A 23,535-nucleotide genomic window follows, 5' to 3' on the forward strand; every position below is an offset into this window, starting at 1 on the left:
CGCTTCGCGGCCGCCGAGCTTGCGGCGCAAGGACTTCAGCCCGTCCGAGGTCAGGCTGTGATCGCGGTCTGCACGAGGTCGTCGGCCCGGTGGTCATCGCCGCACAACAGGAACGCGGTGCGGCGCAACACCGGCAGGCGCGCCGACACGTACTCGGTGTAGTGCCGCTCAACCGTCCGTCGCACCGGCGATCACCCCCATCACCCCCTGGACACCGGAAGCGACGCGAGTAGTTGTGTGGCGCGCGTCACTCCGGTTTCGGGTCGTGGTAGCCGACCGGGCGCGGGCGCGTGTTCAGCAGGGAGGCGGGCCGGATGGCGGCGGCGCCGAACTTGGAGCGGGCCGCGTCGGCCGCGGTGTCGGCCTCACGCCAGCCGCGGTCGGGGGCTCCGAAGCTCAGCTGCTCCCCCGAGCTGTCGGCGTCGGCGAGCTGCTCCATCCGCACGCCGATCAGCCGGACCGCGCCGGGCGGCACCTGCTCGTCGAGCAGCTGGCACGCGATCCGGTAGATCTCCTGGGTCACGTCGGTGGCCGAGGTCAGCGTGCGCGAGCGGGTGATCGTCGAGAAGTCGGCGAAGCGCACCTTGATCGACACCGTGCGGCCCCGCAAACCTTTGCCGCGCAAGGCCATCGCCGTCTTCTCGGACAGCCGCAACAACTCGACCCGCAGGATGCCGCGGTCGAAATGGTCGACCTCGAAGGTCTCCTCCGCGCCCACCGACTTCTCCGCCGACTCCGGCACGACGGCGCGCCCGTCGAACCCCCGCGCCAGCGCCGACAGGTGCTCCGCGCCCGCGTTGCCCACCAACCGGCGCAACCGGGGCACCGGCGCGGCGGCGATGTCGGCGACGGTCTCCAGACCGGCCCCGACGAGCTTCTCCGCCGTGCGCTTGCCGACGCCCCACAGCGCCGACACGGGCAGCGGGTGCAGGAAGTCGAGCACCCGGCCCTTCGGCACCACCATCATCCCGTCGGGCTTGCACAACCCCGAGGCCAGCTTGGCCACGAACTTCGTCGGCGCGACCCCGACCGAGCACGTGATCCGCTGCTGCTCGAAGACCCGGGCGCGGATCTCGGCGCCGATCTGCGCGGGGGACTTGCCGAGCCGGCGCAACGCGCCGCTCACGTCGAGGAACGCCTCGTCCAGGCTCAGCGGCTCGACCAGCGGCGTGACGTCGCGGAAGACGGCCAGCACGCCGCGCGAGACCTCTTGGTAGAGCCCGAACGTCGGCGGCAGGAACACCGCCTTCGGGCACAACGCGCGCGCTCGCATCGTCGGCATGGCCGAGCGCACGCCGTACGTGCGGGCGAGGTAGTTCGCCGACGACACCACGCCCCGGTTGCCGACCCCGCCCACGATCACCGGCACGTCGCGCAGCTCAGGGCGCTCCCTGATCTCCACCGACGCGTAGAAGGCGTCCATGTCGACGTGCAGGATCGGGCACCCGGTGTCGTCCGGCCACGCGCCGTCGCCGACGCGGAACTCCGCAAGCAGCCCCCGCGGCAGGTCAGCACTGCGTCCCACGGCTCAACCCTCGCACAGGGGTACGACAGTTCTCGCGATCCGCGCCGTCACGGTCACGCCGGTCTGCGCGCCACGGCGTGCAGGCGGGACGCGATCGCCCGCAGGGCCGGGGTGGTCGCGGCCACGAGTTCCAGTTCCGCCAGTGCTTCCTGGCTCGCCTCCAGCACGCTGCCCGGCACCAGGTCCGCCAGCGCGCCCGCGCCCTGCAGCACCTCGACGGTCAGACCCGCGTCCACCAGCAACGCCGTGAGCGCGTCCACGTCGAAGCGGCGCAACAGCGCCTCGTCCTCGGTGCGACCGGCCGGGTCGACCAGCACCCGCCGCGCCTCGGCGAGCTTGCCGGCCAGCGCGCGGTGCAGCACCGCCGAGTAGCGGTTGGCCACCACCACCGACACCACACCGCCGGGGCGCACGGCCCCCACCAGCGCGGCCACCGTCGCCTTCGGGTCGTCGACGACCTCCAGCAACCCGTGCGCGAGCACCACGTCGGCGTCGGCGTCGGGCACCACGGTGGCCAGGACGTCGCTGTCGGCCTGCACGGCGACGATCCGATCGGCCACCCCGGCGTCGGTCGCGCGGCGGTGCAGCGTGGCCAGGGCGTTGGGGTTGGGCTCGACGACGGTCACCGCGCAGCCGGCCTGCGCCATCGGCACGGCGAACACCCCGCTGCCACCGCCGACGTCGAGCACCCGTGGCTGGTCACCGCCCCGGCGCGCACGCGCGGCCGCCAGTTCCACGTCGAGGGCACTGCGTACGGCATCCGGTCGCATGGACGCAAATGCTAGGCGGGAGGTGTCGGCTTGCGCGCGGTGCGGGTGGCGGAACCAGTTGCCGGTCCCGCACAAGCGGCTCCGCCGCTTTGAACACCGGACGTCCAGAGACCGTAGGCTGCCCAGCGTGCAAACGGTCGCTGTGCTCAGCCTCAAGGGTGGCGTCGGCAAGACGACGGTCGTGCTCGGCCTGGCCTCATCGGCCATGCGACGGGGTGCGCGCACGCTGGTCGTCGACCTGGACCCGCAGTGCAACGCCACCACCACCCTCGACCCCGAGGAGACCGAGACCACACTCGCCGACGTGCTGGAGAACCCCCGGCTGCCGGTGCTGCGCGAGGCGATCCGGCCCAGCGCGTGGGGCGAGGAGGTCGACGTCCTCGTCGGCTCCGAGGACCTGGAGGGCCTGAACGACCCCACCGCGGGCGCCCGCACGCTCGGCAAGCTCGGCCGCGCGCTCGAGGCCGTCGGGCACCTGATCACCGAGCACGACCTGCCCTACCAGCTCGTGCTGCTGGACTGCCCGCCGTCGCTGGGCCGGCTGACCCGCTCCGCGCTGGTCGCGGCGCAGGGCGCGCTGCTGGTCACCGAGCCGACCCTGTACGCCGTGACCGGTGCGCAGCGCGCGTTCGAGGCCGTCGACCAGGTGCACGACGAGCACAACGACCAGCTGCGCACGCTCGGCGTGGTGGTCAACAAGGTCCGCTCGCACTCCTACGAGCACCAGTTCCGCATCGCCGAGCTGCGCGAGCACTTCGGCACGCTGGTGATGCCCGTGGCGCTGCCCGACCGCCTGGCCGTGCAGCAGTCGCAGGGCGCGTGCATGCCGATCCACCAGTGGAACACCCCGGGCGCGCGCGAGGTGTCGCTCGCGTTCAACCTGCTGCTCGCCCGGCTGCTGCGCAGCAACGCCCGCGGCCGGCACCACTCGGCGGTGTCGTGGCCCGAGGACGAGCAGGACGACCGCGTCGAGCCCGCCGACCCCGACCAGCGGTAATGCCCGAGGGCGACACGGTCTTCCACACCGCGACGCGGCTGCGCGCGGCGCTGGCGGGCTCCGTGTTGCGTCACGCCCAGCTGCGGCACCCGCGACTGTCCACTATGGAGCTGACCGGCCGGACGGTGAGTGGGGTGCGCTCGGTGGGCAAGCACCTGTTCCTGCGCTTCGACGACGAGCTGAGCCTGCACCACCACCTGATGATGGACGGCGGCTGGAGCATCGACCCCCTCGGCACGCGCTGGCGGCGGCCCGGTCACCAGGCCCGCGTGGTGTTGCGCACCGACGAGGTCGAAGCCGTCGGATTCCTGTTGCACGAGATGCGGATGGTGCGGGTGGCCGAGGAGGACCGGCTGGTCGCGCACCTCGGCCCGGACCTGCTCGACCCGGCGTGGGACGACGACATGGCCGCGCTCGCCGCGGCGCGCCTGGCCGCGGAACCGTCGCGTGCCCTGGGCGAAGCACTGCTCGACCAGCGCGTGCTGGCCGGCGTCGGCAACGTCTACAAGTCCGAGGTGTGCTTCCTGCTCGGCGTCACGCCCTGGACCCCGGTGTCCGAAGTGGACACAGGAGAAGCGGTGCGGTTGAGCCATGATCTGCTCTACCGCAACCGCAACCGCGACCGGTACGACCGCAATACCACTGGCCAGCGCGGGCGTGGCCGTGGGGTGTGGGTGTACGGGCGATCCAAGCGGGCCCAGGGCTGCTTGCGTTGCGGAGGGCCCGTGCGCGTCGCCGAACAGGGCGAAGAGCTACGCGAACGGGTGACGTACTGGTGCCCGCGCTGTCAAAGCGGCCCGGGACCCGATTAGCACCACAGCAGACCGCAGTGCTGGCGCGTCGTCGTCGTGGTCACCGGCGGCGGGTCTTCGTGCGTCGTGGTCGTCGGCTGCGCGATCGTCGTCGTGGTGTGGTGCGTGGTCGTCGTCGTCTGCTTGGTCGTGGTCGTCGTCGTGGTCGTGGTGGTCGTCGAACTGCCCGTCGTCGTCGGCTTTGCCGTCGTGGTCAGGGAAGCGGCGTCCAGCGCGGTCGTCGAGCGCGTGGGCGACGCGGGCTGCACCGGCTCCACTTCAGGGTGTCGGGCCAGGTCCACCGGGGTCTGGTCGCTGTACGCGAGACCGCCGTACAACAGCGCGGCCACGGCCGCGCCCACCAAGGCGCCGACGCCGATCCGGCCGTAGCTGTCAAGTTGTTCGCGCACCCCGACGCCTTCCGCATTCCAATACGGAGAGTATTTGACCGGCGACCCTACCATCCCTCGAACGGGTGAGGTGAAAAGCCGTTGTGTCAGCGGATCTTCGCGGCTAACGTTCGAAGTACACGAGAGAGGAGGTGGTCCGCAGGTGTATGCCCATAGGACTCGTGAGGTGGCTGTCCGCTAGACCACTTTCTGCACAGTTGGTTGCCGGCCCAAGCGCACGGCTGACACTGGTTCGTCCAGTGCCGTAGGCGCGGGCTGAGAGGTCGGCGAATACCAGGCAGTCACCCAGCCCTCGGAGCATTCCCGGAACTAGTCCGACCCGGGATCCGCGCAAGCGGAGCTCCGAGGGCTGGTCTGCTTTCTCAGGAAGACGCTGTCACAGCTCTTGGTTGATGGACACGATGATCCCGTCCGGCCCGCGGACGTAGCCGATCAGGAACATGTCCTCGAAGTTCTGCAGCTTGCCGACCAGGCCGTATCCCTTGCGTCCCAGCTCGTCGACGACGGCTTGGGCGTCGTCGACAACGAACGCGACGCTGCGCAGGCCCAGCCGGTTCGCCGGCGCCGCGTCCGCTTCCCGGTCGTCGACCGGCGTGTGGAACTGGCACAGCTCAACCTTGCTGCCGTCGGGCGTGCGCAGCATCGCGATGTCCTCGCGGACCCCGTCGAGCGCGATGATGTTCTCCACCCACTCGCCCTCGACCGCCATCTTGCCGCCTTCGAGCTCGAGCCCGATGTCCTGGAAGAACGCAATCGCCGCGTCCAGGTCGCTGACGGTGATGTTCACGTGGTCCATGCTTCGCACGCCCATGATCGAAAGTCCCCTCAGTAGTAGTTCGTGTGCCGGAGACGGAGCCGTAGCCCGGTTCTCGACAACCCGCTCAAGCTTCTTCCAACTCGGCCACCGAGGCGGCGAGCTGATCGGCCTTCAGTTGCGCGCGCTGCGCCGTCCGTTCGGCGGTCTCCCGGTCCTTGCGGGCCGGTTTCACAGCCGCCTTGGCCGCGTCCGCCGCCTGCTGCGCCTCGGCCAGCTCCTCGGTCAGCTGACGCACCCGGTCCTTGGTCTGCGTGGCGTCGCGCTGCGCACGCTCGAACTTCTCGCCGGCCTCGTCGGCCGCCTCCCGCGCCCGCGTGGCCGCCGCGTTCGCGTCGGCCAGCTCCCGGCGTGCCTTGGCCAGCGCGCGTTTGCGATCCAGTTCGTCGCGGCCCTTGCGGGGCGCGGGTTCGGGCACGGCGTCGGCATCGGCGAGCAGCGGCCAGTTCGACCCGTCGCCGAACTGCTTGGCTCCGGTCAGCCGTCCTTCGGCGAGCTCGCGGGCCACCGCACCGCGGGCCAGCGCCGCGGTGAAGAGCGACTCCAGCTCCCGCACCACCGCCATGGTCACCGGCTTGTCGGAGAGGTCCCGGGCCGCCTCGACCAGCCCGCGCACGACCGCCTGCCGCTGCTGGGAGAGCTTGCGCAGCTGCTCACCGGCGAGCTTGCCGTGGGCGTCGCGCAGCGCGGCCCCGACCTTGCCGAGCAGCCGCACCTGGTCGGGGTCGTGGCGGGCGAGCTGGTTGGCCAGCCACGCCGCCGTGCTCGGCTTGTTCAGCGACCCGAGCTTCTTGGCCAGCTCGGCGTTGCCGTCGGCCTTGGCCTGCGCGACCCGCTCGGTGCGGGCGGCGATGAACTCCTCGCGGGGCAACGCGTAGAGCTCCGCGGCGATGGAGTCGAACGTCTCGAACGAGCGCGCCATGCCCTACATCATCACGTATGACCGGATGACACGATGGGCACGTGGTCTACCAGCGGCTGGTGCGGCGCGCCCTGTTCTCCCTCGGTGACGGCGATCCCGAGGTGGCGCACGAGCGGACGCTCGCCGCGCTGCGCCAGGTCGCCCGTGTGCCACCGGCGCTGGCCGCCCTGCGCCGCCTCTACGCCGTGAGCGCGCCCCGAACCGTGTTCGGCGTGCGCTTCCCCAATCCGGTCGGCCTCGCCGCCGGGATGGACAAGAACGGCGTGGCGATCCCGGCGTGGCCGGCCCTCGGCTTCGGGTTCGTCGAGGTCGGCACCGTGACCCGGCTCGCGCAGCCGGGCAACCCGCGGCCGCGGCTGTTCCGGCTGCCGTCGAGCCAGGCGATCGTCAACCGGATGGGGTTCAACAACGACGGCGCCGACGTGCTCGCCGAGCGCCTGCGTCCGCTGGACCCGGCCGTGCCGGTGGGGGTGAGCATCGGCAAGTCGAAGGTCACACCGGTCGCGCAGGCCATCGACGACTACCGCCACTCGCTGCGCGCGCTCTACCCCTACGGCGACTACTTCGCGATCAACGTCAGCTCCCCCAACACGCCGGGGTTGCGCGGCCTGCAGGACCGGGAGGCGCTCGACGACCTGGTCGGCGAGCTGACCAGCGAGGCCGACGCGCTGGCCGCCCTGCACGGCGGCCCGGTGAAGCCGCTGCTGGTGAAGATCGCGCCCGATCTGAGCGACTCGGCCATCGCCGACGTGCTGGAGGTGTGCGACCAGCACACCGTGGCCGGGCTGATCGCCACCAACACGACGCTGGGCCGCAACGGGGTGGTCCCGTCGGAGTCCGCTCTCGGCGAGGAGCAGGGCGGGCTGAGCGGACGGCCGCTGACCGCACGCGCGCGTGCCGTGGTGTCGTTCGTGCACGAGGAAACCGGCGGCGCCCTGCCGATCATCGGGGTCGGCGGCATCATGACCGCCGACGACGCCAAGGCGATGTTCGACGCTGGCGCGAGCCTGGTGCAGCTCTACACCGGCTTCATCTACCGGGGCCCGGCACTGGTCCGGCGCATCGCCCGGACCCTGCGCAGCAACGGGTAGCCGAGCACCACGGCGATCGAGCCCCACGCGATCCCGTTGAGCGTGGCGCCGCCGATCGTGATCGTCACTCCGCCGACGCCGGCGAGCAGCGCGACGCCGACCACGATCGCGTTCACCGGGTCGGTGAGGTTCACGCCGGCCTGCTGCCAGATCCGCACGCCGGTCAACGCCACCATGCCGAACAGGACGAGCGCCGACCCACCGACCACCCCGTCGGGCACGGTCGCGACCAGCGCGGTTGCCTTGGGCGAGCACGACAGCAGGACGGTCAGCACCCCGGCCACGGCGTAGGCCGCCGTGGAGAAGATCCGCGTGGTGGCCATGACGCCGATGTTCTCGGCGTAGGTGGTGGTCCCGGAGCCACCGCCGAGCCCGGCGAGCGTCGTGGCGGCGCCGTTCGCGATCAAGGCGTCCCCGACCGCGCCGTCGAGCGGGCGCCCGGTCACCGTGGCGATGGCCTTCATGTGGCCCACCGTCTCGGCGATCAACACGATCACCACCGGGACCACCAGCGCGACGACCGAGGGACGCAGTTGCGGCGCGTGCAGTTGCGGCAGTCCCACCCACGCCGCCGCGGCCAGCTCGCTGACCCGGTCGTCGGCCAGCGCTCCGGTGGCGGCACCGGCCACCCACCCGATCACCACGCCGATGAGCACCGACAGCCGGGCGAGCAGCCCTCGCGTGCCGACCGCGCAGATCGCGATGACGGCGACGGTGAGCGCACCGACCACCGGCTGCTTGCTGAACGCGGCCGCGGGTTGCGGTGCGAGTGCGAGAACCACGATGAGGACGACGGCACCGGTGACCAGGGGCGGCATGACCGACTCGACGAGCCGCACGCCCAACGCCTTCACGGCCACCCCGACCACGATCAGCACGGCCCCCGCGAGCAGCACCGCGCCGAGCTGGGCCGCCGGCCCCTCCTCCCGCGCGGCCGCCAGCGGCGCGACGAAGGCGTACGACGAGCCCAGGAACGCGGGAACGCGGTTGCGCGTGACGGCCAGGAAGAGCAGGGTGCCGATCCCGCAGAACAGCAGCGTCGGGCCGGCCGGGAACCCGGTGAGCGCGGGCACGAGCACGGTGGCGCCGATCATCGCGGCCACGTGCTGGACGCCGAGGCCGATGGTCAACGGCCAGCTCATCCGCTCGTCCGGCCGGACGACGTCGCCGTCACGCACGCCGCGCCCGTCGCCATGCACGGACCACAACGTCACACCCCACCTCCCCGGCAATCGTGACCTGACCGTTGCCGCGAGATACTGCCACGCCCGGTAGCGGAGCTGGACACCCACTACGCAAACAGTCACACGTTTGCCCTAGTGATCAAGATGGGTTCTCACTACTTGGGCTAGCTCGATTACTGAACGTGACATTGGGCCCGTGTCCGGACCGGCCGCGAACGTTGAACTCACCCGGCGCGAACGTGGGACACACCCGACGCGAACGTGGGACACACCCAGCTGGAACGGGGGACACACCCGGCGTGAGTGTGGGACACGCCCGGGAGGGTTAGCTGGCGGAGAGTTCTCGGAGTGCGGCGGCGAGGCCGGCGAGGTGATCGGTGGCCTCGGTCAGGACGGCGCGGTGGGTCGGCGCCGGAGTTCCGGCCGCGACGACGCGACCGGCGGCGGCGATCAACTCGCCGTACCCGTCGATCCCCGCTTCCAACTGCCCCCGCAGGTCCTCCACGCTCGCCGCCAGCTCGGCCCGGTTGGCCCCGGACGTGTGCTGCACGGCGGTCTCGAGGGTCGCCATCCGCGCGGCGACCGCCCGCAACGCGGCGGCGGCCTCGGCGCCCGTGGCACGGGCAGCGGCGACGGACTCGGCGGGCACCGCCCCGTGCTTCGAGTCGTGCTCCAACTGCCCCAGCAACTCGGCGAGCGACGCCTCGGCGCCGGCCAACCGTCGCATCGGCTCGTAAGCCCGGGAGGACTTCCCCGGTAAAGCCGCGCGTGCCGGCGCCACGGCGGGCAAGGCGGCCTGCTCGCGACGCAGGACACGCAACCGCCCGTAGGCCCGCACGGACGTCACCGCGCTCAACACGGCCAGCACCACGAAGACCGCGAACGCGGTCGCCGCCCCACCGGTCAACGCCAGGATGACGGCGATGCCGGAGCACCCGGCGGCCGTGTAGGCCCACCGGGTGCGTCGGCGATCTGCTCTGTTGACCTGACGGCGCAGCTTCACCGCCGGGTCGGGACTCTTCCAGGTGCGGACCTGCTCGACCAAGGGAACGCCGAACTGCTGCGCCAGGTCCGTGAGGGCCTGCAAGTCCTTACGCTTCCCCATCGAGCCCCCTCCTCGGGAAGGGTCAGGCCTTCTCCTGCTGCGTCGTCTGCTGGACGCGCTGCTGGATCTCCTTCTGGATGTCGGCCGACGGCGACGCCGCCGACGAGCCGCTGGTCACCTGACCGGCCACCGAGCCACCGCCCAGGGACGCGCGGATCTGCTCCAGCCGGGTCTGGCCGGCCATCTCCGTGGTCGACGCCTGGACCTCCATCATGCGGCCCTGCACCGAGTTCTGCGCGAGCTCCGCGGACCCGAGCGCGGTGGTGTACCGCTTCTCGATCTTGTCGCGGACCTCTTCGAGCGACGGGACGTTGCCAGGGGCGGCCAGCTCGCTCATCTGGTTGAGCGACTTGGACACCTGCTCCTGCATCTTCGCCTGCTCGAGCTGGCTGAGCAGCTTGGTGCGCTCGGCGAGCTTCTGCTGCAGCACCATCGCGTTGCGCTCGACGGCCTGCTTGGCCTGCGCCGCCGCCTGGATCGCCTGGTCGTGCAGGGTCTTGAGGTCCTCGATGCCCTGCTCGGCGGTCACCAGCTGGGTGGCGAAGGACTGGGCGGCCTGCTCGAACTGGGTCGCCTTCGCGTCGTCGCCCTTGGCGCGGGCCTCGTCGGCCAGCACCAGCGCCTGACGCGCGGACGCCTGCAGCTTCTCGACGTCACCGAGCTGGCGGTTGAGCTTCATCTCCAGCTGGCGCTGGTTGCCGATCACGGATGCGGCCTGCTGAGACAGCGCCTGGTGCTGCCGCTGCGCCTCCTCGATGGCCTGCTGGATCTGCACCTTCGGGTCGGCATGCTCGTCGATCTTCGACGAGAACGCCGCCATCAGGTACTTCCACGCCTTCACGAAAGGGTTGGCCATCTCCTCCGCCTGCCTTCTCAGTACTGCCGGCCGCCACATGCACCCACGGCAGGGCAACGCCCCAGGGCCGTCGCTGGTTCCATTCAGTGCCGCTGCTGGTTCCATCGTGTCAGGTGCGTGAAACTCATTCCACCGGACCCGCCACATTTCAGGGATCGCCCCGATCCGTCTCCGGGTCGCCCCGAGGGCCCCGGACGCGCAGCACAACGGCCGCGACCCCCGATGACCGACGATCTTGCTGGTCAGCCGGGTATCGCGGCCGGTGTGGACGATGTTGCGGGTCGGAGCGGAATCAGGCGGCGTAGACGGCGCCCGCCCGCGCCTGGGTGATCGAGGTGTCCAGCCGGTGGCTGAGCACGGGCTGCAACCGCAGGTCGGCCAGGTTGTCCCCGACCACGGCGGGCACGAGCCGGCCACCTTCGATCGCGGCCGACGCGGTCGCTCCGGACCGCTCCGCGCCACGCTCGGACGCGCCGGCGGGCACGCGCTCCACCTGCACCTCTTCGACGGCGCTCAAGTCCGATGCGACGGTGTGCAGCAGATCGGCGAGCGGCAGCTCCAGCGCATCGCAGATCGCGGCCAACAGCTCACTCGACGCTTCCTTGCGACCACGCTCCACCTCGGACAGGTATCCGAGGCTGACTCGCGCGGCTCGGGAGACCTCGCGCAGTGTGCGGCGCTGATTGGTGCGGGCGTGACGGAGCCGGTCACCGATCGCCTCACGCAACAGGACGGTCATCGCGCGCCTCCCTTCTCCGACGGGCCCATGAGCCAACGTTACCGACCGAGCACGTCCGATCGCAGCGACTTCGCCGCGCGTCCGCCAAGGGCGAACGAGCCCGGGGGCGCCGAAGTTCCCTGCTGACCTGATGCCCCCACCATGAACAGCCGGTCTGGACTCTCGCTGGAATCACCCTGTCGGCCCAATGATCACGCTGCTCAGGAGCATGATCGCCGCGTGCACGCAAGCTTGCCGTACCGCCTCTCGGCCCCCTGGTACGTGCAACGTTCGGCCGATCGTGGAATTCCCGTTCGGGCTCGGGCCGGTGACCGCTATGTGGACTGTTCCAGGCGCCACACCGTCCTGCGGGTCGGGTCCCGCGACCCCGGTCAGGCCGATCCCCCAGTCCGCGCCGCAGCGCTCCCGCGCGCCCCGGGCGAGCTGGCGGGCCACTTCGGGGTGCACGGCGCCGTGCTCGGCGAGCAGGTCGGGGTCCACGCCGGCGAGCCGGGCCTTGAGCTCGGTCGCGTACACGACGAGCCCGCCCCGCACGACGGCGCTGGCGCCCGGCACGCTGGTCAGCACGGCCGTCACGAGGCCCGCGGTGAGCGACTCGGCGGTGGCGACGGTCTGATCGCGTTCGCGCAGCAGCGCGATCAACGGAGCGGGATCGACTTCGGAAAGGTCGAGCAGGCTCACGAGGCGACCGCGCGCTTGCCCCGGGCACGCAACCGCACCGCCCGCACCACGTAGTCCAGCCCGGTCACGACGGTGAGCGCGACGGCGATCCCCATGATCACCACGGCCACGGGGTGGAACCAGGCCGGGAACGGCAGGATGTACGCGCCGATCGCGATGATCTGGACCAGCGTCTTGAGCTTGCCGCCCGGGCTCGCCGGGATCACGCCGTGGCGGATCACCCAGAACCGCAGCAGCGTCACGCCGATCTCGCGGACCGCGATCACGATCGTGACCCACCAGGCCAGCTCGCCGAGGACGGAGAGCCCGATCAACGCCGAGCCGGTGAGCGCCTTGTCGGCGATCGGGTCGGCGATCTTGCCGAAGTCGGTGATCAAGCCGTGCTTGCGGGCCAGCCGGCCGTCGACGTGGTCGGTGATCGAGGCGACGGCGAAGATGCCGGCAGCGATCAGCCGCCAGCCGGTGTCGTGCCCGTCCTGCACGAACAGGGCGAGCAGGAACACCGGGACCAGCACGAGCCGGGACACGGTGAGCAGGTTCGCGGCGTTGAGCAGCGGCACCGGCGTCGGCTCCGGCAGGACCGGCGGCCGGTCGGTCATCGCCTCCGCGGTCTCCGGGGCCTCCCGGGTCTCCGGCGGCAAACTCTCCGGCGCCAAACTCTCCAGCGGCGGACTCTCCAGGGGCGGACTCTCCAGCGGCGGACTCTCCAGCGGCGCCGGAACAGCGGGCTCGGCGGGAGGCCCGTTGAGGTCGTCCGCCGGGGCGGCACTCACCGGGTGCCTCGGGGGAGGACCTCCAGCGGCCGCACCACCAGGTCGACGCCCTCGGAGTCCTCGACGACACCGCGGACGAGCTCGCCCACCGCGATGCCCTCGGCGTCGAGCAGCACGCACTCGCCGTCGACCTCGGGGGCCTGGTGCGCGGCGCGGCCCACGCAGTCGGACTCGTCGTCCTCGGCGTGCTCGACCAGCACCACGACCTCGTCGCCGATGCGGTCCTCGGCGCGTTGCGTGGTCAGCTCCTCGACCAGCACCGACATCTTGGCCACCCGCTCGGCGATCAGGTCGGCGTCGAGCTTGCCGGGCAGCGACTCGGCCTCGGTGCCGTCCTCGTCGGAGTAGCCGAAGACGCCGACCGCGTCCAGGCGCGCGCCGGTGAGGAAGCGCTCCAGCTCGGCGAGGTCCTCGTCGGTCTCGCCGGGGAAGCCGACGATCACGTTGCTGCGGATGCCCGCGCGCGGCGCGAACGAGCGGATCTGCTCGACCAGCCCCAGGAAGGAGTCGGTGCTGCCGAACCGGCGCATCCGCCGCAGCACCGGCTCGGCCGAGTGCTGGAAGGACATGTCGAAGTAGTCGGCGACGCCTTCAGTGGTGGCGATGACCTTGACCAGCGTCGGCTTGGTCTCCGCGGGCTGCAGGTAGGACACCCGCACCCGGTCGACCCCGGGCACCGCGGCCAGCCGGGGCAGCAGCCGCTCGAGCCCGCCCAGCTCGCGCGGCAGGTCCTTGCCGTAGGACGTGGAGTTCTCGCTGACCAGGAAGAGCTCGCGGGCGCCCTGCTCGGCGAGCCAGGCGGCCTCGGCGACGATCTCGTCGGGGTGGCGGGAGACGAACGCGCCGCGGAAGGACGGGATCGCGCAGAACGAGCAGCGCCGGTCGCAGCCGGACGCGATCTTGAGCGCGGCCACCGGGCTGTCGTCGAGGCGCTTGCGCAGCGTGCGCGGGCCCCAGCCGTGGCCGGGCACCTGCCGGTCGGATTCCTGGCGCTCGACCGGCGTGATCGGCAGCAGCGTGCGGCGGTCGACCGGCACGTGCGACTCGATCTTGTGGCCCGACACGACGTCGCCGAGCCGCTCGGCGAGGTCCGGGTAGTGGTCGAAGCCGAGCACGGCGTCCGCCTCGGGCATGCTCTCGGCCAGCTCGGCGCCGTAACGCTCGGCCATGCAGCCGACGGCCACGACCTTCGCGCCGGTGTCGGACGCGGCGAGCAGGGTGTCCACCGAGTCTTTCTTGGCCGACTCGACGAAGCCGCAGGTGTTCACCACGACCACGTCGGCGGCGTCATCCGCGTCGACCAGCTGCCAGCCGCCGTCGGCGAGGCGCCCGGCGAGCTCCTCGGAGTCGACCTCGTTGCGGGCGCAGCCGAGCGTGAGCAGGGCAACACGTCGAGATGTGGTGGGAGAGGACACGATGCACAGGGTAACCGCCGGGGGAGGATAAGTTGCTTCGCATGGACACGGCCGCTGGTGAAGAACTGGTCGTGCGGCGGGCGCGCACCCGGGACGTGCGGGGCATCAAGGCCCTGATCGACGGGTATGCGGGCAAGGTGCTGCTGGCCAAGCCGCTGGTCACGCTGTACGAGGACATCCAGGAGTTCTGGGTGGCGTCGCTGGGTGAAGAGCTGGTCGGCTGTGGGGCACTGCACGTGCTGTGGGAGGACCTGGCCGAGATCCGAACGGTGGCGGTAGCCCCCGCGGCCACCGGGCGCGGGGTCGGCGCGGCCCTGGTCCGGCGGCTGGTCGAGGTCGCCCGGGAGCTGGGCCTGGTCCGGATCTTCGTGCTGACCTTCGAGACGGCGTTCTTCGCCCGCCTCGGGTTCCGCGAGATCCACGGCACGCCGGTGACGCCCGAGGTCTACGCCCAGATGCGCCGGTCGATGGACGAAGGCGTGGCCGAGTTCCTGGACCTGCCGTTCGTGAAACCGAACACGCTCGGCAACAGCCGCATGCTGCTGGAGCTTCAGTAGCCGCGCCCCACCACGCGTGTCCCCTCTTCCGGCAGGGTGTGTCCCCCGCTCCCGCCCGGCGTGTCCCCCGCTCCCGCACGGCGTGTCCCCCGCTCCCGCACGGCGTGTCCCCTGTTCCGGCGGGGTGTGTCCCACGTTTGGAACGCGCGTGAGGTCAGGCCTTGCTGACCACGATGGTCGCTTCCCCGCCGTCGGCCGACAGCGCCACCAACTGCACCCGGTACCCCGACGCCGTGGCGTCGTGCGGCTTCACGCGTTTGCTCGTGTGCAACGCGACCGCCTTGCCGCCGACGGTGAGGTTCACCGTCGCGTCGCCTTCCCAGACGCAGTGCTGGCCGGGCTTGCACCGCGAGTCGTCGGAGACGGAGTCGAAGGTGACGTGGACGTCGCTGCCGCTGATGGGCAGGTCCGAGTGCGCGGCCATCTCGAACTGCTTGCCCAGCTCGATCGCCGGGCCGCTGCCGGTGGGTGTCGAGCCGCCACCGCCCGGGGGCATCTCGGCCGCGGGCGTGCCGCACGCGACCGCGCAGAGCGCGACGACGGCCAGTGCTGGTCCGATCCGGTGGTTCCTCATGGTTCTAGGACGAACCGGACACCCGGGCCGGTTGCATCAGTCGTCGTCGCCGGAGTCGCCGAGATCGCCGGGGTCGCCGCCGCGGATGGACCACAGCAGCCCTTCGAGCTCGTCCGGCTTCACCAGCACGTCGCGGGCCTTCGAGCCCTCGGACGGGCCGACGACCCCGCGGGTCTCCAGCAGGTCCATCAGCCGGCCCGCCTTGGCGAACCCGACCCGCAGCTTGCGCTGCAGCATCGACGTCGACCCGAACTGCGAGGTCACCACCAGCTCGGCGGCCTGCAGCAGCACGTCGAGGTCGTCGCCGATGTCGGGGTCGATCTCCTTCTTCTCCCCCGCCTTCGCCGCGGTGACGCCCTCCGTGTAGTCGGGCTGCGCCTGCTCCTTGGTGTAGGCGACGACCGCCTGGATCTCCTCGTCGGAGACGAACGCGCCCTGCACGCGCACCGGCTTCGACGCGCCCATCGGCAGGTACAGCCCGTCACCCATGCCGATCAGCTTCTCGGCGCCGGGCTGGTCGAGGATGACCCGCGAGTCGGTCAGCGACGACGTCGCGAACGCCAGCCGCGACGGCACGTTGGTCTTGATCAGGCCGGTCACCACGTCCACCGACGGCCGCTGGGTGGCCAGCACCAGGTGGATGCCCGCGGCCCGCGCCTTCTGGGTGATCCGGACGATCGCGTCCTCGACGTCGCGTGGCGCGGTCATCATCAGGTCGGCCAGCTCGTCGACGATCGCCAGGATGTACGGGTACGGCCGGTATTCGCGCTCCGATCCGGGCGGCGCGGTGATCTCCCCCGACTTCACCTTCTTGTTGAAGTCGTCGATGTGGCGCACCCGGTTGGCCTGCATGTCCTGGTAGCGCTGCTCCATCTCCTCCACCAGCCAGGTCAGCGCGGCGGCCGCCTTCTTCGGCTGGGTGATGATGGGGGTGATCAAGTGCGGAATGCCCTCGTAGGGCGTCAGCTCGACCATCTTCGGGTCGATCAGGATCATCCGGACCTCGTCCGGGGTGGCCCGCGCGAGCAGCGACACCAGCATCGAGTTGACGAAGCTCGACTTGCCCGAACCGGTCGAGCCCGCACACAGCAGGTGCGGCATCTTCGCCAGGTTCGCGGTCACCATGTGACCTTCGATGTCCTTGCCGAGCCCGACCACCATCGGGTGGGTGTCCTTGATCGCGGTCTGCGAACGCAGCACGTCACCCAGGCGCACCATCTCGCGGTCGCTGTTGGGCACCTCGATGCCGACCGCGGACTTGCCGGGGATGGGCGCGAGCAGCCGCACGTTGTCGGTGGCGACGGCGTAGGCGATGTTCTTGGTCAGCGCGGTGATCTTCTCGACCTTCACGCCCGGGCCCAGCTCGACCTCGTAGCGGGTGACCGTCGGGCCGCGGGTGAAGCCGGTGACCTGCGCGTCGATGGAGAACTGGTCGAGCACGCCGGTGATCGCCTCGATCATGGCGTCGTTGGCCTTGCTGCGGGCCTTGGGCACGTCGCCGTCGGCGAGCAGGTTCGGCGGCGGGAGCTCGTAGTCGCCGTCCACGACCCGGGTGACGGTCAGCCCGTCACGCTTGGGTTCCTCGGCCGGCTTGTTGGCCTTGACCTGCGCGGGCTTGGGGCGCGGGGTGACCGGGACGACCGGCGCGTCGATCGGCAGCTCGGGCTGGTCGGGCTCGACCATGCTGCCCTGCCGGCGCCGCGGCGCACGCCGCGTGGGCGGCTCCTCGTCCTTCTCGTGGTCGTAGGGCTCGTCGGCAGCGGCCATCGCGCCGACCCTCGATGCCCGCGAACCACGCCGCTTCGGCGGCAGCGGGAGCTCCGGCTCGGTCTGCTCGGCGCCGTCCAGGCCGTCTTCTTCGTCCTCGAGGCCCATGGACCGCAGCCGGTTCGGCAGCTCGCGGATCGGCGTGCCGGTGAACACCAGGGCGCCGTACCCGATGGCGAGCACCAGCAGCGGTGCGGCGACCCACGGCGTGACGCCCTGAGACAGCAGGCCGCCGGAGACGTAGCCGAACGCGCCGCCCGCGTACATGCGGCCGTCGTTGTCGTCGGGCAGCCTGCTGATCACGTGCAGGATGCCGAGCAGGCCAAGGGTGATCAGCAACCCGCCGATGACGAACCGGGGCCGCTTCTGCGGCGTCGGGTCCGAGCGCATCAACGCGATGCCGATGACCAACAGCACGACCGGCAGCGCGACCGACGCGGCGCCGATCACCGAGCGCACCCCGATCTCCAGCCAGCGCCCGACGGGGCCGCCGGCCTTGAACCACGCGCTCGCGGCGACGATCACGCCGATGGCGATCAGGGCGAAACCGACGCCGTCGCGGCGGTGCGCGGGGTCGAGTTCCTTGGTGCGCCCGACCGCGCGGGCAATGCTCCCGACGCCCTTGGCCAGCAGGTTCCAGGTGCCCTTGACCACGCCGTTGGACTTCTTGGCCTGCGGCTTCTTCGCAGGTGCCTTGGCAGGTGCCTTCGCCGGCGCCCGCCCACCACCCGACCTCGGCTTGCTGGTCGAGCGCGTGGAACGCGACGTCGGGGTCCGGCTGGCCATACCCCACACGGTAGCGCCTCTCCAGCCCCAGCAGTCACTGGTGCACCTGCCGGTTTACCTGGCCTGCTAGCCGCCGCTGACCTGGGGCATGCCATGCTCCGCCCCATGGTTGCGCTGTACCGGGACCGTGACGAGGCGACACGCCGCAGGGCGCCGGCACCGGTGCCGTTGGTGTGGCGGGTGCTGAGCACGCTTGACCAGGGATTCGTCCGCATGATCGGGCGCCTGGAGATCACCGGCGAGTTCCCGGACGAGCTGCGCGGCCGTCCGGTCCTCGTCGCGGCCAACCACATCGGCATGCTCGACCCGTTCGTGCTCATCGCGGCGTGTCGCAAGCTCGGGGTGACGCCCCAGTTCATGTTGACCGCCGGTCTGCTCGACGCGCCGGTCATCGGGTTCTTCCTCAGCCGCAGCGGGCACCTGCGGGTCGATCGCGGCAAGAGCAACGTGGCCGAGGCCTTCCACCGGGCGACCGAGGCGCTGCGCACCGCCCGCGTCCCGCTGCTGGTCTACCCCGAGGGACGCATCAGCCACGATCCCGGCCTGTGGCCCGAACGCGGCAAGACCGGCGTGGCGCGGATGGCCCTGGACGGCGACATCCCCGTGATCACCATCAGCCAGTGGGGCGCGCACGAGGCCATGTACTGGGGAACGCCGTCGGTGACCGGCCCGGCCGACCTGAAGCCGCTCGTGACGTCGTTATTGAGCGCGATCCGCAAGCGGCCGACGTTCAAGGTCCACTTCGGCGGGCGGGTGGACCTGAGCGGGCTGAGCGCGGCCAAGCCGGGTGATGCGATGCGCGCGCACAAGCGGATCATGCAGGCGATCACCAAGGATCTCGTGCCGCTGCGGGCGGATCAGCCCGACGAGCCGACCTTCCACGACCCGACACGCCCACTCGACTCGGTCAGTCCGTGGAAGCCGCAGTCCTGACCCGGAAGCGCTCGGGATCGGCCGGATCGCGGTCCACCACCTGGACCGGCGCCCAAGCCCATTGCCACACGCCAATGCCGGGCATGCGGGCGAACCGGATAGGTCCGCGGGTGCCTTCGACGGCGACGTCCGCCCAGGATCCGGCCGAGCGCAACACCTCGGCCAGGACGGCGATGGTGTCGTAGCCCTCGAACGCCACGAACGACGGCGCTTCGGCCAACCGCACACGCAGGGCCGCCTCGACTCGGACACCGAGGGGCCCGAGCCGCGCCGGCAGGTAGCGCAGGAACGGGATCGCGGCGCCTTCGCCACCCAGCCGCGCAGCCCATCCGGGGAACTCCGGTTGCCCGGCCGGAGCACCGATCACGACCTCGGCCAGGCGGGGATCACGGCGGACCGCGCGGACGATCGACACCGCTGGTTCCGGGTACCCGGCCAGCAGGAGCAGGGCGGTCGCGCGGGTGGCGGCAAGTTCGTCGCACACGGCGTCCGGCGCGAGTTCGATCACCGTGCCGCCGCGCGGAGCGAGGTAATCCCGCAGGATCTTGGTTCCCGTGGCCCAGTACACGCTCGGCTCGGCCACGACGGCGATCCGGCGGTGTCCTGCGCCGAGGAGGAAGTCCGCGTAGATCCGCCAGCCGTGGGACTGCGCCGGGGCGAGGCGAGCCACCCGGTCGGTCGGTTGTTCGGTGAGCGTGTCGAACACGGCCGACGAGCAGAGGAACGGCAGGCCGAGCGCGTCGGCCCGGGCGGCAACGGCGCGCGCCACGACGCTGTGGTACTCCCCCGCCAAGGCGGCCACGCCCAGGCGAGCCAGGTCGTCCACCGCCGCCGCGGCCTTGCCCGGATCGGCCGCGGTGTCCCGCACCACCAGTTCGAGTGGCCGGCCAGTGATCCCGCCGGCGTCGTTGACTTCGTCGACGGCCAGTTCGAGCCCGGCGAGCAGGTGCCGGCCCGCCTCGACCCAGCCGGGCGGGCTCAGCGGGGCGAGCACACCGATGCGAACGGATGAGCTGTCAGTCATGGATCAGTATCGGGCGCGCAGTTCCATGCGCATGCGGTCGGCGTCGCGGTCTTCGACGTCGTGGGCGCCGGGCCAGCCGCCCTCTGGGCGGGTGTGGCGCAGGGCGAGGAGGGTGATGGCCAGGACCAGGAGGAGGATCGTCAAAGTCGTCATGGCAAGAAGTTTGCGCTCGTTCAATTGGTGACACGAGTGGCAGAACTGACCTTGTGCATCAAAATCCCGCCACGTACGGTGGGGTCATGCTCAAGACCGTCGCCATCGCGCTCATCGAGGACTTCGAGCCGTTCGAGTTCGGCGTCGTGTGCGAGGTGTTCGGGACCGACCGGCGCGACGACGGCGTGCCGCTGATCGAGTTCCGCATTTGCGCCGAGCGCCCCGGCGAACCCCTCAGCACGACCATCGGCATGCCGGTCATCCCGCCGCTGGGCCTCGACGCGCTCGAGGGCGCCGACCTCGTCGTGCTGCCCGCGCACCGCGAACGCGAGCACTACCCGCCGGCCGTCCTGCAGGCGGTGCGCGACGCCCACGCTCGCGGCGCCACCCTGCTGACGGTGTGCAGCGGTGCCTTCATGCTCGCCGAGACCGGCCTGCTCGACGGCCGCCGGTGCACCACCCATTGGCGCCACGCCGACGACTTGGCCGCTCGCTTCCCACTGGTCAAGGTCGACCCCGACGTCCTGTTCGTCGACGACGGCGACATCATCACCAGCGCCGGCACGGCCGCGGGCATCGACGCGTGCCTGCACATCGTGCGCCGCGAACTGGGCTCCGAGCCGGCCAACGCGATCGCGCGCCGCATGGTCGTCCCGCCGCAACGCGACGGCGGGCAGCGGCAGTACGTGGACCTGCCGGTGCCGGAGTGCTCGGCGGACAGCCTCACGCCGGTGCTGCAGTGGATGCAGGAGAACCTGGCGGACGAGCACTCCGTCGCCGAACTCGCCGCGCGGGCGATGTTGTCGGAACGCACCTTCGCCCGCCGCTTCGTCGCCGAAACCGGCACGACGCCGCACAAATGGCTGACCATGCAACGGGTCCTGCACGCCCGGCGACTGCTGGAGCAGACCGACCTCGCGGTCGAGGACGTGGCCGCCCGCAGCGGCTTCGGGACGGCCGCGTTGCTGCGCCACCACTTCCACAAGGTGATCGGCGTGTCCCCCGCCGACTACCGCAAGACTTTCGCCCACTGAGCCCACTGAGCTTGCCGCGCCTGGTCGAGTTCGGTTGCGGCACAAGCGGTCCAGCCTGCCGCTCGGTTGCGCCGCCTGCGAGCTGGCGCGCTCCCCAGCCGCACGGAGCCGGGGCTGAGCAGCTCACCGCCCTTGCCCACTGGTGGGGTTTTCCACAGGCGCCCGTTTGTCCACAGATGCCGCAACGCCCCGTTCCGCGCCCGTCGAATCGATAGAATGGACCTGGGGCGCCCCGGGACGGGTGAGGGTTTGGCTTACGCGAGGCGCGCCCGGATCGACGGCCCGGCAAGCGGTTCAGGGGTTGCCCACCAGGTGCTTGAAGCGGGCGGCGAATGCGCGGGGATGCGTCAGATTTCCGTTGTGGGCACCGGGAAACTCCGCCACCGGGACGCCGAGGGCCGAACCCAGCAGCACCGCACACCGGTGGTCGAACATCGACGGGTTCGTGGCGGCGCCGGCGGCCGGGATCACGCGGGTCGACAACCCGGCCAGGTCGGCGGCCGTCATGTCGTTGGCCAGCAACGAAGAGCAGTCCTGGGTGAAGAACCAGTCGAAGTTGGCGGCCCGGTGCCCGGCGAGCGGCGACTGCGGCGTCAGGTCCGGCTCCCGCTCCTGGCTCGCGGGGTCGATGTCGAGCAGTTCCTGCAGCAACGGCACCACTGCCTGCCACCCGGCTGCGCGGTGAACCTCTTGCAGCCCAACCAATCGAGCCTCGACCGCAGCCCGCTCGTCCGCGGGCAACAACCCCAGCACCGACGGCTCGTGCGCCACCAGCAACCGCACCGACGACGGGTGGTCGACCGCCACCCGCAGACCGATCATCGCGCCGAAGCTGCAGCCGAGCATCAGGGCCGGCTCGGCGGTCACGGCCGCCAGCACCGCGGCCGCGTCGCGATCGTGCTCGGCCACGCTGACCGGACGGGAAGGATCGTCGACCGTGCTGCGGGACAGGCCGCGCCGGTCGTAGGTCACCACCGTGAACGAGTCCACCAGGTGGCGCACCAGGTCCACGCTCCGATCGGCGTCCCCCTCGCCGCTCTGCGCGACGAGCAGCACCGGCCCCGCGCCCTCGACCTGGTAGTAGAGCTTCGCGCCGTCAACCTCGAGCCACATGACAACTCCATCCGTTTAGATACATCTGTATAGATACATCTGATCCGATGTAAAGTCCAGGGCGTGAACGGAGTGGAGTTGTTCCTGCTCGGCCGCACGCTGATGAAGCTCGGCGAGGACGCCCTGCCCACCGAGGGCCTCGGCCCGCAGCCCGGCAGCACCCGTACGGTCCTGATCGTGCTGGTCGACCTGGCCGAACACGGCGAGAGCTCGGTCGGCGACATCGTCAAGCGCACCGGCCTGCCACAGAGCCAGGTCTCCACGGCCGTGGCCCGGCTGCGCGAGGCCGAACGCGTCGACACCGAGCCCGACCCGGCCGACCGCAGGCGCACCCGGATCCGCCTGCGAGCCGAACCCTCACCCCGCGCCGTGGCGGTGGCGGAGAGCTCCATCGACGCCACCATCGCCGAAGCCCTGGGCGACGAGAATGAGGCAAAAGCCGTGGTCGCGAGCCTGGAGTCCCTGGCTGCCTGCCTTGTCGGTCCCATCCGGCAAACTGGACGCCGTGACCACCGAAGTCCAAACGCGGGTTAGCCCGCACCGCACCCGCGGCGTCCTGCTCGTGCTCGGCGCGGCCGTCGGGTTCGGCAGTTCGGGACCGTTGGCGAAGCCGGTCATGTCGGCCGGCTTCACCCCGCAGCAGGTCGCCGCCGTGCGCGTCGGGTTGGCGGCGCTGGTGCTGCTCGCCGGGGTCGCCGCGGTGCGGCCGCGGTTGCTGCGGGTGCGCAAGGACCAGCTCCCACTGCTGTTCGCGTACGGGCTGCTCGGCGTGGGCGGCGTGCAGCTCTGCTACTTCGCCGCGATCGGCCGGCTGCCGGTCGGCATCGCCATGGTGCTGGAGTTCACCTCACCGGTGCTGGTCGCGTTGTGGGTGCGGTTCGTCCGCGGCACGCGCATGCCCGGGCCCGCGTGGTTCGGCACGGCGATGGCGATGCTCGGGCTCGCCATGATCGCGCAGGTCTGGCAGGGCCTTCGGCTCGACGCGATCGGCCTGCTCGCCGGGCTCGGCGCCGCGGTCTGCTCGGCCGCCTACTTCCTGCTCGGCGAGCGCGGCGCGGGCGCGCACCACCCGCTCGGCCTGGTCACCTGGGGCATGGTGATCGGCGCGGTGTCGATCTTCGTGCTGGTGCCGCCGTGGACCTTGCCCGTCGGAGCGCTGGGGCACGGCACCGAGCTCGGCGTTCCCGTGTGGACCCTGCTGATCGCGGTCGCCCTGTTCAGCACCGCGATGGCCTACCTGCTCGGCATCACGGCACTGCGCTTCGTACCGTCCACTGTGGCCAGTGTGCTCGGCCTGGCCGAACCGGTGGTGGCCACGGCGCTGGCCTGGCTGGTGCTGCACGAGTCGCTGAGCCCGGTGCAACTGGTGGGAGCGGCGGTCCTGCTCAGCGGCGCGGCCGTCGTCGAACTCGGCGCCCGCGTCCCAGTGGCCTGAGCACGGGCGGCCGCCACGTGCTCGCAGCACACGCGACGACCGCCCGCTCTTCGCCGCCGGCAGCGCCGCTCGGGCGCGCGGAGCCC

The 23,535-nt window shown here is 71.3% G+C and carries 25 protein-coding genes and 1 pseudogene; 8 read left to right on the plus strand and 18 right to left on the minus strand.

Translation table 11 applies throughout. From position 1 onward, the window contains the following. Nucleotides 1-56: 56 nt before the first annotated feature. From EV186_RS40015 to EV186_RS17900, 3 genes and pseudogenes are all read right to left on the minus strand, one after another. A pseudogene (locus EV186_RS40015) lies at nucleotides 57-185 on the minus strand (SigE family RNA polymerase sigma factor); the annotation flags it as partial. Between the two features lie 62 nt (nucleotides 186-247). Then, nucleotides 248-1,525 carry a DNA polymerase IV gene (locus EV186_RS17895; RefSeq protein ID WP_133850472.1) on the minus strand — a complete coding sequence of 426 codons (1,278 nt, stop codon included), beginning with the start codon at nucleotides 1,523-1,525 and terminating at the stop codon, nucleotides 248-250. A gap of 53 nt (nucleotides 1,526-1,578) precedes the next feature. Continuing rightward, nucleotides 1,579-2,295 carry a class I SAM-dependent methyltransferase gene (locus EV186_RS17900; RefSeq protein WP_133850473.1) on the minus strand — a complete coding sequence of 239 codons (717 nt, stop codon included), beginning with the start codon at nucleotides 2,293-2,295 and terminating at the stop codon, nucleotides 1,579-1,581. Nucleotides 2,296-2,422: 127 nt separating this feature from the next. Between EV186_RS17900 and EV186_RS17905 the strand changes: the two genes are divergently transcribed. After that, complete coding sequence (locus EV186_RS17905; RefSeq protein ID WP_133850474.1) at nucleotides 2,423-3,292, plus strand: ParA family protein; 870 nt, start codon at nucleotides 2,423-2,425, stop codon at nucleotides 3,290-3,292. Then, the gene (locus EV186_RS17910) at nucleotides 3,292-4,104 is read left to right on the plus strand and encodes a DNA-formamidopyrimidine glycosylase family protein (protein WP_133850475.1); all 813 of its coding nucleotides are present in this window, start codon (nucleotides 3,292-3,294) and stop codon (nucleotides 4,102-4,104) included. The genes EV186_RS17905 and EV186_RS17910 overlap by 1 nt, the downstream gene beginning before the upstream one ends. Here EV186_RS17910 and EV186_RS17915 read toward each other — a convergent pair. The 3 genes from EV186_RS17915 to EV186_RS17925 form a co-directional block, all read right to left on the minus strand. Beyond that, complete coding sequence (locus EV186_RS17915) at nucleotides 4,101-4,493, minus strand: hypothetical protein (protein WP_133850476.1); 393 nt, start codon at nucleotides 4,491-4,493, stop codon at nucleotides 4,101-4,103. The two genes, EV186_RS17910 and EV186_RS17915, sit on opposite strands and share 4 nt — an antisense overlap. Nucleotides 4,494-4,869: 376 nt before the next feature. Then, nucleotides 4,870-5,289 carry a VOC family protein gene (locus EV186_RS17920; protein WP_208115733.1) on the minus strand — a complete coding sequence of 140 codons (420 nt, stop codon included), beginning with the start codon at nucleotides 5,287-5,289 and terminating at the stop codon, nucleotides 4,870-4,872. Between the two features lie 85 nt (nucleotides 5,290-5,374). Further along, nucleotides 5,375-6,229, minus strand: a complete 855-nt coding sequence (locus EV186_RS17925; protein WP_133850478.1) for a hypothetical protein — start codon at nucleotides 6,227-6,229, stop codon at nucleotides 5,375-5,377. Between the two features lie 41 nt (nucleotides 6,230-6,270). On the opposite strand from EV186_RS17925, the gene EV186_RS17930 reads away from it, so the two are divergent. After that, nucleotides 6,271-7,320, plus strand: coding sequence for a quinone-dependent dihydroorotate dehydrogenase (locus EV186_RS17930; protein WP_133850479.1), 1,050 nt, complete (start codon nucleotides 6,271-6,273; stop codon nucleotides 7,318-7,320). Here EV186_RS17930 and EV186_RS17935 read toward each other — a convergent pair. The 7 genes from EV186_RS17935 to rimO form a co-directional block, all read right to left on the minus strand. After that, complete coding sequence (locus EV186_RS17935) at nucleotides 7,263-8,534, minus strand: uracil-xanthine permease family protein (protein ID WP_133850480.1); 1,272 nt, start codon at nucleotides 8,532-8,534, stop codon at nucleotides 7,263-7,265. The two genes, EV186_RS17930 and EV186_RS17935, sit on opposite strands and share 58 nt — an antisense overlap. A gap of 295 nt (nucleotides 8,535-8,829) precedes the next feature. After that, a complete protein-coding gene (gene pspM, locus EV186_RS17940; protein ID WP_133850481.1) occupies nucleotides 8,830-9,609 on the minus strand; it encodes a phage shock envelope stress response protein PspM in 780 nt (259 codons plus the stop codon). Nucleotides 9,610-9,631: 22 nt separating this feature from the next. Beyond that, complete coding sequence (locus EV186_RS17945) at nucleotides 9,632-10,465, minus strand: PspA/IM30 family protein (RefSeq protein WP_133850482.1); 834 nt, start codon at nucleotides 10,463-10,465, stop codon at nucleotides 9,632-9,634. 292 nt (nucleotides 10,466-10,757) lie between these two features. Continuing rightward, nucleotides 10,758-11,204, minus strand: coding sequence for a helix-turn-helix domain-containing protein (locus EV186_RS17950; protein ID WP_133850483.1), 447 nt, complete (start codon nucleotides 11,202-11,204; stop codon nucleotides 10,758-10,760). 171 nt (nucleotides 11,205-11,375) lie between these two features. Continuing rightward, a complete protein-coding gene (locus EV186_RS17955; protein WP_424982882.1) occupies nucleotides 11,376-11,885 on the minus strand; it encodes a CinA family protein in 510 nt (169 codons plus the stop codon). Then, nucleotides 11,882-12,484 carry a CDP-diacylglycerol--glycerol-3-phosphate 3-phosphatidyltransferase gene (gene pgsA / locus EV186_RS17960; RefSeq protein WP_133851322.1) on the minus strand — a complete coding sequence of 201 codons (603 nt, stop codon included), beginning with the start codon at nucleotides 12,482-12,484 and terminating at the stop codon, nucleotides 11,882-11,884. The genes EV186_RS17955 and pgsA overlap by 4 nt, the downstream gene beginning before the upstream one ends. Nucleotides 12,485-12,654: 170 nt before the next feature. Continuing rightward, a complete protein-coding gene (gene rimO, locus EV186_RS17965; RefSeq protein WP_133850484.1) occupies nucleotides 12,655-14,073 on the minus strand; it encodes a 30S ribosomal protein S12 methylthiotransferase RimO in 1,419 nt (472 codons plus the stop codon). Between the two features lie 41 nt (nucleotides 14,074-14,114). Here rimO and EV186_RS17970 point away from each other — a divergent pair, with 41 nt between their 5' ends. After that, nucleotides 14,115-14,630, plus strand: coding sequence for an amino-acid N-acetyltransferase (locus EV186_RS17970; protein ID WP_133850485.1), 516 nt, complete (start codon nucleotides 14,115-14,117; stop codon nucleotides 14,628-14,630). A 154-nt stretch (nucleotides 14,631-14,784) separates the two neighbouring features. Here EV186_RS17970 and EV186_RS17975 read toward each other — a convergent pair whose 3' ends face one another. Further along, on the minus strand, nucleotides 14,785-15,204 hold the full coding sequence (locus tag EV186_RS17975) for a hypothetical protein (RefSeq protein WP_133850486.1): 420 nt from the start codon (nucleotides 15,202-15,204) through the stop codon (nucleotides 14,785-14,787). Nucleotides 15,205-15,240: 36 nt separating this feature from the next. Beyond that, the gene (locus tag EV186_RS17980) at nucleotides 15,241-17,757 is read right to left on the minus strand and encodes an FtsK/SpoIIIE family DNA translocase (protein ID WP_133850487.1); all 2,517 of its coding nucleotides are present in this window, start codon (nucleotides 17,755-17,757) and stop codon (nucleotides 15,241-15,243) included. Between the two features lie 105 nt (nucleotides 17,758-17,862). On the opposite strand from EV186_RS17980, the gene EV186_RS17985 reads away from it, so the two are divergent. Beyond that, complete coding sequence (locus tag EV186_RS17985) at nucleotides 17,863-18,690, plus strand: lysophospholipid acyltransferase family protein (protein ID WP_208115670.1); 828 nt, start codon at nucleotides 17,863-17,865, stop codon at nucleotides 18,688-18,690. Here EV186_RS17985 and EV186_RS17990 read toward each other — a convergent pair. Together EV186_RS17990 and EV186_RS38960 are read right to left on the minus strand one after the other, a co-directional pair. After that, entirely contained in the window at nucleotides 18,665-19,714 is a 1,050-nt protein-coding gene (locus tag EV186_RS17990) for an ABC transporter substrate-binding protein (protein ID WP_133850489.1), read from the minus strand. The two genes, EV186_RS17985 and EV186_RS17990, sit on opposite strands and share 26 nt — an antisense overlap. A gap of 3 nt (nucleotides 19,715-19,717) precedes the next feature. Then, the gene (locus tag EV186_RS38960; RefSeq protein WP_166659224.1) at nucleotides 19,718-19,867 is read right to left on the minus strand and encodes a hypothetical protein; all 150 of its coding nucleotides are present in this window, start codon (nucleotides 19,865-19,867) and stop codon (nucleotides 19,718-19,720) included. 86 nt (nucleotides 19,868-19,953) lie between these two features. Between EV186_RS38960 and EV186_RS17995 the strand changes: the two genes are divergently transcribed. Next, the gene (locus tag EV186_RS17995; protein ID WP_133850490.1) at nucleotides 19,954-20,901 is read left to right on the plus strand and encodes a GlxA family transcriptional regulator; all 948 of its coding nucleotides are present in this window, start codon (nucleotides 19,954-19,956) and stop codon (nucleotides 20,899-20,901) included. 294 nt (nucleotides 20,902-21,195) lie between these two features. On the opposite strand, the gene EV186_RS18000 is transcribed toward EV186_RS17995, so the two are convergent. Next, nucleotides 21,196-22,014 carry an alpha/beta fold hydrolase gene (locus EV186_RS18000; RefSeq protein ID WP_133850491.1) on the minus strand — a complete coding sequence of 273 codons (819 nt, stop codon included), beginning with the start codon at nucleotides 22,012-22,014 and terminating at the stop codon, nucleotides 21,196-21,198. A gap of 63 nt (nucleotides 22,015-22,077) precedes the next feature. Between EV186_RS18000 and EV186_RS18005 the strand changes: the two genes are divergently transcribed. Together EV186_RS18005 and EV186_RS18010 are read left to right on the plus strand one after the other, a co-directional pair. After that, a complete protein-coding gene (locus EV186_RS18005; RefSeq protein WP_133850492.1) occupies nucleotides 22,078-22,548 on the plus strand; it encodes a MarR family transcriptional regulator in 471 nt (156 codons plus the stop codon). Next, a complete protein-coding gene (locus EV186_RS18010) occupies nucleotides 22,511-23,449 on the plus strand; it encodes an EamA family transporter (protein WP_424983165.1) in 939 nt (312 codons plus the stop codon). Before EV186_RS18005 ends, EV186_RS18010 begins: the two co-directional genes overlap by 38 nt. The last annotated feature ends 86 nt before the right edge of the window (nucleotides 23,450-23,535 follow it).

Source organism: Labedaea rhizosphaerae (assembly GCF_004362825.1).
Classification (GTDB): Bacteria; Actinomycetota; Actinomycetes; order Mycobacteriales; family Pseudonocardiaceae; genus Labedaea; species Labedaea rhizosphaerae.

Coding starts and splice junctions, on each gene's coding strand:
- EV186_RS17900 (WP_133850473.1), bottom strand. CDS start 2,295: ATGCGACCGGATGCCGTACGCAGTGCCCTCGACGTGGAACTGGCGGCC.
- EV186_RS17910 (WP_133850475.1), top strand. CDS start 3,292: ATGCCCGAGGGCGACACGGTCTTCCACACCGCGACGCGGCTGCGCGCG.
- EV186_RS17920 (WP_208115733.1), bottom strand. CDS start 5,289: ATGGACCACGTGAACATCACCGTCAGCGACCTGGACGCGGCGATTGCG.
- EV186_RS17925 (WP_133850478.1), bottom strand. CDS start 6,229: ATGGCGCGCTCGTTCGAGACGTTCGACTCCATCGCCGCGGAGCTCTAC.
- pspM (WP_133850481.1), bottom strand. CDS start 9,609: ATGGGGAAGCGTAAGGACTTGCAGGCCCTCACGGACCTGGCGCAGCAG.
- EV186_RS17945 (WP_133850482.1), bottom strand. CDS start 10,465: ATGGCCAACCCTTTCGTGAAGGCGTGGAAGTACCTGATGGCGGCGTTC.
- EV186_RS17950 (WP_133850483.1), bottom strand. CDS start 11,204: ATGACCGTCCTGTTGCGTGAGGCGATCGGTGACCGGCTCCGTCACGCC.
- pgsA (WP_133851322.1), bottom strand. CDS start 12,484: ATGACCGACCGGCCGCCGGTCCTGCCGGAGCCGACGCCGGTGCCGCTG.
- EV186_RS17970 (WP_133850485.1), top strand. CDS start 14,115: ATGGACACGGCCGCTGGTGAAGAACTGGTCGTGCGGCGGGCGCGCACC.
- EV186_RS17975 (WP_133850486.1), bottom strand. CDS start 15,204: ATGAGGAACCACCGGATCGGACCAGCACTGGCCGTCGTCGCGCTCTGC.
- EV186_RS17980 (WP_133850487.1), bottom strand. CDS start 17,757: ATGGCCAGCCGGACCCCGACGTCGCGTTCCACGCGCTCGACCAGCAAG.
- EV186_RS17985 (WP_208115670.1), top strand. CDS start 17,863: ATGGTTGCGCTGTACCGGGACCGTGACGAGGCGACACGCCGCAGGGCG.
- EV186_RS17990 (WP_133850489.1), bottom strand. CDS start 19,714: ATGACTGACAGCTCATCCGTTCGCATCGGTGTGCTCGCCCCGCTGAGC.
- EV186_RS38960 (WP_166659224.1), bottom strand. CDS start 19,867: ATGACGACTTTGACGATCCTCCTCCTGGTCCTGGCCATCACCCTCCTC.
- EV186_RS17995 (WP_133850490.1), top strand. CDS start 19,954: ATGCTCAAGACCGTCGCCATCGCGCTCATCGAGGACTTCGAGCCGTTC.
- EV186_RS18000 (WP_133850491.1), bottom strand. CDS start 22,014: ATGTGGCTCGAGGTTGACGGCGCGAAGCTCTACTACCAGGTCGAGGGC.